Origin of the sequence: Corynebacterium sp. HMSC066C02 (assembly GCF_001814945.1) — a bacterium.
Classification (GTDB): domain Bacteria; phylum Actinomycetota; class Actinomycetes; order Mycobacteriales; family Mycobacteriaceae; genus Corynebacterium; species Corynebacterium aurimucosum.
Genome location: NZ_KV818454.1, coordinates 1 through 6849 on the forward strand (window position 1 = coordinate 1; position 6849 = coordinate 6849).

At 60.8% G+C, this 6849-nt stretch carries 5 protein-coding genes and 1 pseudogene; 5 read left to right on the forward strand and 1 reads right to left on the reverse strand.

Annotated elements, in window-relative coordinates; genetic code table 11:
- Window positions 1–169: 169 nt before the first annotated feature.
- The gene (locus tag HMPREF2996_RS07535; protein ID WP_070447677.1) at window positions 170–493 is read right to left on the reverse strand and encodes a hypothetical protein; all 324 of its coding nucleotides are present in this window, start codon (window positions 491–493) and stop codon (window positions 170–172) included.
- 48 nt (window positions 494–541) lie between these two features.
- Between HMPREF2996_RS07535 and HMPREF2996_RS07540 the strand changes: the two genes are divergently transcribed.
- The 5 genes and pseudogenes from HMPREF2996_RS07540 to HMPREF2996_RS07560 all read left to right on the forward strand — a co-directional run.
- Window positions 542–1918 carry an MFS transporter gene (locus tag HMPREF2996_RS07540; protein WP_070730834.1) on the forward strand — a complete coding sequence of 459 codons (1377 nt, stop codon included), beginning with the start codon at window positions 542–544 and terminating at the stop codon, window positions 1916–1918.
- A gap of 22 nt (window positions 1919–1940) precedes the next feature.
- Window positions 1941–2972, forward strand: a complete 1032-nt coding sequence (locus HMPREF2996_RS07545; RefSeq protein WP_070447671.1) for an ATP-dependent 6-phosphofructokinase — start codon at window positions 1941–1943, stop codon at window positions 2970–2972.
- Between the two features lie 37 nt (window positions 2973–3009).
- Window positions 3010–4608 (forward strand): aspartate:alanine exchanger family transporter, encoded by a 1599-nt coding sequence (locus HMPREF2996_RS07550; protein ID WP_070447667.1) that lies wholly within the window; start codon window positions 3010–3012, stop codon window positions 4606–4608.
- A 43-nt stretch (window positions 4609–4651) separates the two neighbouring features.
- Window positions 4652–6157, forward strand: a complete 1506-nt coding sequence (gene gatB, locus HMPREF2996_RS07555) for an Asp-tRNA(Asn)/Glu-tRNA(Gln) amidotransferase subunit GatB (protein WP_070447664.1) — start codon at window positions 4652–4654, stop codon at window positions 6155–6157.
- A 55-nt stretch (window positions 6158–6212) separates the two neighbouring features.
- Window positions 6213–6818: pseudogene (locus HMPREF2996_RS07560) on the forward strand (NAD(P)-dependent alcohol dehydrogenase); the annotation flags it as partial.
- Window positions 6819–6849 lie beyond the last annotated feature (31 nt).

A 6849-nucleotide genomic window follows, 5' to 3' on the forward strand; every position in this document is an offset into this window, starting at 1 on the left:
CCATAGTTAGCGCTAAATTCATGTCAAGTCGTTACTATAAACGGGGGTAGCGGCTGAGCATTTCGCCTAGATATTCGATACTTAACGGATGTGGGTGGCGGCGCTTTTGTGAAACGTGAAACGCCCCTCCGGCCGTCAAGGGCAGCGCGAAGGGGTGTGGGTGGGGGATCTACTGGGCGTCGGAAAGCGCGTAGGCAGCGCCGGCACTTGCGGCGGTGACGGTCAGCACGGCCGGCCAGGAGCCCATCTTCTTAGCCAGCGGGTGGGAGAGGCCGAAAGCGCCGGTGTATAGAGCTGCCAAGCCAGCGGTAGTGGCTGGGTTCGTTTTCGCCCACCAGCTGCGGCCCGCCCAGACGCCAGCGGCGGCAAGCACCACGCCGCCAAGCGGGCGAATGCCTGTCTCCCGGGCGGTGAGCCACCCGCCGATAAGGCCTAGCGTGACGGTCGCCGCCGTTGATACATCCTGCGGTTTCTTGATATCAATCATTCCCATGTGCCTCAGTTTAGGCTGTGTGAGCGCGTTGTGGCTAGACTTCGCTCCATGAAACTCGCAGCAACCCCGACCTCGGAAAAGCAGGCTTGGCTCGCCATGGCCGCGCTGTCACTGGGCTTCTTCATGTCGTTGCTCGACCAATCGATGATTGCCGTTGCGCTTCCCGACGTCCGCCGCGAGTTCAACGCCGACGTCAACCAGGTGCTGTGGGTCTCCGCCATCTATCTGCTCGCCGTGGTCGTGCCGCTGTTGTTTACCGGCCGCCTCGGCGATATTTACGGTCAGAAGAACATGTTCCAGTTGGGCGTCGGGCTCTTTGGTATCGGCGCGCTGCTGTGCGCGCTAGCGCCCTCGGTGGAGTTTCTTATCGCAGCAAGAGCCCTGCAAGGTTTCGGCGCGTCGATTCAAATGCCGCAGACTATGGCCGTCATCAACCGTATCTTTGCCCGCGAGCGGCGCGGCCGTGCGCTCGGCGTTTGGGGAGTGGTTGGGTCTTTGGCCACGCTTGCCGGACCGCTCTTGGGTGGCTTCGTTGTCGCCGCCTTCGGGTGGCAGGCGGTGTTTTGGATCCATATACCTTTCGTCGTCGCTGCAATCGTCTTATCCGGTCTGTGGGTTCCTTCCTTGCCGACGGCGACGGGGAAGATTGACTTTGTGTCGGTGGGGGCGTCGTTTATCGCGTTAACGTGCTTTGTGTTCGCAGTGCAGCAGGGCCCAGAGACGGGCTGGCCGTGGTGGATTTGGGCCCTGCTCCTTGCTGGTGTGGTGGGCATCTACATCTTCGTGCGCTTGCAATCATCGCGGGGGAAGGCGGCGCTCGTCCCGCTCGTGCTGTTTAATGACCACAACTACTCCGCAGGTTCAGTGGCCATCGTGTCCATGGGCTTTATGGCGGCGTCGATGATGATTCCAATCATGATGTGGCTGCAGGTCGAGCAGGACATGTCGGCGCGGGATGCTGGGCTCATCGTTACACCTATGGCGCTGGTCTCTCTGTGCGTGTCGCCCTTGGCGGGCATTCTGGCGGATAAGCTGCACCCACGGCGTCTGGCGGTCGCGGGATTCGGCATCCTGATTGCAACCTTCCTCGCGCTGTGGTTCCTCATGCACGCCGAAGTGTCGGCCTGGTGGTTGTGCCTGCCCTGCGCGGCGCTGGGGGCGGGGCAGTCCTTCATCTGGGGTTCCAACGCCGCGACGACGATGCGCGATATTGACGCAGATCTCATGGGCGCGGCATCCGGCGTCTATAACACTTCTCGGCAGGTTGGTTCGGTCATCGGCGTGGCCGCTGTTTCCGCGGTTATGCAGGTAGCGGGGGCCGCGGATTCCCTCGTGGTCATCGTTGCGATGCTATCGGCGGGGTGTGTGGCTTCGCTCTTCTTCCGCGACACCCTGCATGCGGTAGCGGAAACTGCGAGCCTATAGGGAAGCGAGTAGATTGGATGTCATGCGTCTTGCTGTACTGACATCCGGTGGTGATTGCCCCGGTCTGAATGCTGTTATCCGCGCGGTCGTTCGCACCGCATCCAACGAGTTCGGCGATACGGTCGTCGGCTACGAGGACGGCTGGGTTGGTCTCATGGAAGACCGTCGCCGAGACCTTTATGACGACGCTGAGATCGACCGCATCCTTCTGCGCGGCGGAACCATCCTTGGTACCGGCCGCCTCCACCCAGATAAATTCAAGGCTGGGTTGGATACCATCAAAGCCAACATGGCTGATGCTGAGGTCGATGCGCTCATCGCCATTGGCGGTGAGGGAACGCTGAAGGGCGCCAAGTGGCTGTCTGATAATGGCATTCCAGTCGTCGGCGTGCCGAAGACAATTGACAATGACGTCAATGCAACGGACTACACCTTCGGTTTCGACACCGCAGTCTCCGTCGCAACCGATGCGATCGATCGCCTCCACACCACCGCTGAATCCCACGACCGCATCCTCATCGTGGAGGTCATGGGCCGCCACGTCGGTTGGATCGCACTGCATGCTGGCATGGCTGGTGGTGCGCACTACACGGTGATCCCTGAGGTTCCATTCGATATCGCAGATATCACCAAGGCAATGGAGCGCCGCTTCCAGATGGGTGAGAAGTACGGCATCGTCTGCGTTGCCGAGGGCGCTCTGCCCAAGGAAGGCACCATGGACTTCGAAGAAGGCGGCGTGGACCAGTTCGGTCACCAGACCTTCAACGGAATTGGCCAGGTCATCGGTGATGAGATCAAGAAGCGCACCGGCTACGACGTGCGCACTACCGTCCTCGGCCACATCCAGCGTGGTGGTACGCCAACTGCCTATGACCGCGTGCTGGCAACCCGTTATGGCACCCATGCTGCCCGCGCCGCGCACAATGGACAGTCCGGAATGTGCGTGGCCTTGCACGGCGAAAACATCGACCTCGTGCCGCTCGAGGAGGCCGTGGGCAAGCTGAAGGTGGTTCCTGCCAAGCGTTATGCCAACGCTCAAGCCCTCTTTGGTTAAACACCACTAGGGCTCACCCTTAGTTAATAAAGGAATTATGACAAGCGTATTAGCTTTCCTGGCTGATCAGCCGGTTCTCTTGGTGTTCCTGCTGATTGGCCTCGGCATGGCCCTCGGCGGTATTAAGACACGGGGCATCAGCTTGGGCGCGGCAGCCGTGCTCTTCTTGGGCATCGCTTTCTCGGCCGCTGCCTCCGCCGTCGGCGTCGAAGCTTCCGTTCCTCCCATTTTGGGTATGTTTGGCTTGGTGCTCTTTGCCTTTGGCATTGGCAACAACTCCGGCGTGTCCTTCTTCAAGTCGCTGAAAACTGCGACTGGCCCCGTGCTTTCCATGATCGCGGTCTTTATCGTCGCCGCCCTCGCTGCTTGGGGGCTGGGGACCTATGTCTTTGGGTTGTCGAGTGCCACTATCGCCGGTACCTTCGCTGGCGCGGTGACAAATACCCCTGCTTTGGCGGCGGCCTCGGAGGCTACGGGCGATCCGGGCTCAGCAACGGTGGGTTATGCGGTGTCTTATCTGTTTGGCGTCATCGGTATGCTCGCGGCGACTGTGCTGGTGCTTCGCGACGCCGGTAATGACGACGACACCCTGTCACCCGTCACGCGCCAGCACATGCAGATTCTGCGCGAGACCTCCGTTGCAGAGCTCGCGGACATTGGCAATGGGGAAGTGCAGGTCACCCGTTTACGCCGAGTAGGCAGCAATGTGATCGTCCTGCCGAAGTTTTTTGATGTGCTACACCCGGGGGATGTCGTCACGCTTGTCGGCGCCCCCGAGGACCTCGACAACATTATTGAGGACGCTGGGCGTGAGTCGCCACAGATTCTCAACGATGACCGCCACGAGCTAGATTTTCGCCGCATCACTGTGTCGGAGCACAACTTGGCCGGTCTGACCATCGCGGAGCTGAATAACCAATTGGCGGATCGTTGGGGCGCACGAATCTCGCGTGTTCGCCGGGCCGATAACGACCAGGTCGCAATCCCCGAACACATCGTAGAGCTGGGGGACCGCGTGCGCGTCGTCGGTTCAAAGAAGTCTCTGCGGGAGATTTCTGCTTTTCTCGGTGATTCCTCCCAAGGCCTGACGGATATCAACCCGGTCTCCCTCGGCCTAGGCATGGCTCTCGGGGTTTTCGTGGGCCACCTCGAGATCCCTCTACCGGGAGGTTCTTCCTTTAGCCTCGGCGCTGCCGCGGGCGTCCTCATCGTGGCGCTGATCATGGCGCGCATCGGGCGCATCGGCAACACGGTCACCGCACTGCCGCACTCGGCCAACACGATTCTTTCCGAGTTAGGCCTGCTGCTCTTCCTGGCGCAGGCCGGAACGAATGCGGGTGGGGAGATTGCCGGCGCCTTTACGGGTGGTTCGTGGTGGAAAATTCTCCTGCTCGGCGCAATCATCACCACGCTGGTGGCCACCGGGTTCGCCTTTGTGATGCGGCGTTTCCTGCACGTTGGTGCTACAAAGACCGCGGGGGCCATGGCTGGCGCACAAACTCAGCCGGCGGTGTTGGCTTTCGTTAACAACCGCACCAATACTGACCAGCGAGTTTCTTTGGGATATGCCATGGTCTATCCGGCGGCGATGATTGCCAAAATTCTCATTACCCACGGCATCACCTTGTTGGGTTAGGCGGTTGCGCACGGTGTCGCGCTGACATACTAAGATGGCACGCATGACTGCTGCGATGTATGACCTGATGGACTATGACGAGGTCCTTGAAAAGTTCGATCCCGTTATGGGCATGGAAGTTCACGTGGAGCTCAATACGGAGACCAAGATGTTCTCCACCTCACCCACGAACTTCAACGCAGCCCCCAACTCCAACGTGGACCCGGTGTCTCTCGGTCTGCCAGGCGCCTTGCCCGTGGTGAACTCCAAGGGCGTGGAAGGCGCCATCAAGATTGGCCTGGCGCTGAACTGCAAGATTGCGGAGTCTTCGCGCTTTGCCCGCAAGAATTACTTCTACCCGGACCAGCCGAAGAACTACCAGATTTCCCAGTACGATGAGCCGATTGCTTATGATGGCTATCTCGACGTCGTCCTCGACGACGGCACCGAGTGGCGCGTAGAGATTGAACGTGCCCACATGGAGGAGGACACCGGCAAGCTCACCCACTTGGGTGGCGCCGATGGCCGTATCCACGGCGCAACCTCCTCGCTGGTGGATTGTAACCGCGCGGGCATTCCCCTCATTGAGATTGTGACCAAGCCAATTATGGGTGCCGGCGAGCGTGCTCCCGAGGTAGCGCGCGCCTACGTGACGGCGCTGCGTGAGCTCGTCGCCGCTCTCGGCGTTTCTGATGCCCGCATGGATCAGGGCTCGATGCGCGTTGACTCCAACGTCTCGCTGCGCCCGGTGGGCCAGGAGGAGTTCGGCACCCGTACCGAAACCAAGAACATCAACTCCTTGCGCTCGGTTGAGCAGGCGGTGCGCTTTGAGATGCAGCGCCAGGCGCAGGTGCTTGTCGACGGTGGCGAGATCATCCAGGAAACCCGCCACTACCAGGAAACGGATGGCTCCACCTCGAAGGGCCGCCCGAAGGAGACCGCGGAGGACTACCGCTACTTCAATGACCCGGATCTGCCTCCGGTGATTGTTTCCCGCGAGTGGGTCGAAGAAATCCGCCAGACCCTGCCGGAGATGCCGTGGATTCGCCGCGCCCGTATCCAAGAGGAGTGGGGCCTCAAGGACGAGGAGATGCGTGACCTGGTCAACGCTGGCGCGCTTGATCTCATCATCGAAACCGTGGAAGCCGGAACCACCCCGGATGAGGCGCGCTCCTGGTGGGTTTCTTACCTGACTGGTAAGGCCAATGAGGCCGGCGTTGAGCTGAGTGCTCTCGACATCACCCCGGCGCAGGTTGCTCGCGTTGTCGAGTTGGTTAAGGAAGGCAAGCTGACCACCAAGCTGGCCCGTCAGGCGGTCGACGGTGTGCTGGCCGGTGAGGGGGACGTCGACGAGGTCGTCGCCAAGCGCGGGCTCGAGGTCGTGCGCGATGACGGCGCGATTGAGAAGGCCGTCGACGATGCCCTGGCCGCTAACCCGGACATCGTGGAGAAATACAAGGCCGGCAACAAGAAGGTCACCGGCGCTATCGTGGGCGCGGTCATGAAGGCCACCCAAGGTAAGGCTGACCCGGGACAGGTCAACAAGCTGATTGCGAAGAAGCTCTCCTAGTCGGTAGAGATTTCCATTAGGCGAGGTCAGGCGGCTGCGGGGTACCGTGGTCGCCATGACTATTTCTACCAAAGCCCTGCAGAAGACCGGCCCGAACGAGCCCTTCGAGGTCGTGACCATCCAGCGCCGCGAGCCGCGCGCCGATGACGTCGTCATCGACATTAAGGCCGCAGGAATCTGCCACTCGGATATCCACACCATCCGCAACGAGTGGGGCGAGGCGCACTTTCCGTTGACCGTCGGCCATGAGATCGCCGGCGTGGTCTCCGCTGTGGGGGAGGAGGTCACTAAGTTCAAGGTGGGGGACCGCGTCGGCGTGGGCTGCCTGGTCAATTCCTGCGGCGAGTGCGAGCAGTGCCAGGCCGGAATGGAGCAAAACTGCCTCAATGGTGGCGTGGGGACCTATAATTCCACCGACGTTGATGACACCATCACCCAAGGCGGCTACGCCGAAAAAATCGTGGTGAACCAAGACTTCGTTTTGCACATCCCCGATGCACTCGACTTCGACATAGCGGCACCCCTGCTCTGCGCCGGTATCACCACGTACTCTCCGTTGGCGCGCTGGGATGTGAAGGAAGGTCAAAAGGTTGCCGTCGTAGGCCTGGGCGGCCTGGGGCACATGGGCGTGCAGATCGCTGCCGCGAAGGGCGCGGAGGTCTGAAGCGTCCTGGGTTTAGTTCCTACCTCAG

Excerpts from the sequence above, each read along its gene's own strand:
- HMPREF2996_RS07545 (WP_070447671.1), top strand. The coding sequence starts at position 1,941 with ATGCGTCTTGCTGTACTGACATCCGGTGGTGATTGCCCCGGTCTGAAT.
- HMPREF2996_RS07535 (WP_070447677.1), bottom strand. The coding sequence starts at position 493 with ATGGGAATGATTGATATCAAGAAACCGCAGGATGTATCAACGGCGGCG.
- HMPREF2996_RS07550 (WP_070447667.1), top strand. The coding sequence starts at position 3,010 with ATGACAAGCGTATTAGCTTTCCTGGCTGATCAGCCGGTTCTCTTGGTG.
- HMPREF2996_RS07540 (WP_070730834.1), top strand. The coding sequence starts at position 542 with ATGAAACTCGCAGCAACCCCGACCTCGGAAAAGCAGGCTTGGCTCGCC.
- gatB (WP_070447664.1), top strand. The coding sequence starts at position 4,652 with ATGACTGCTGCGATGTATGACCTGATGGACTATGACGAGGTCCTTGAA.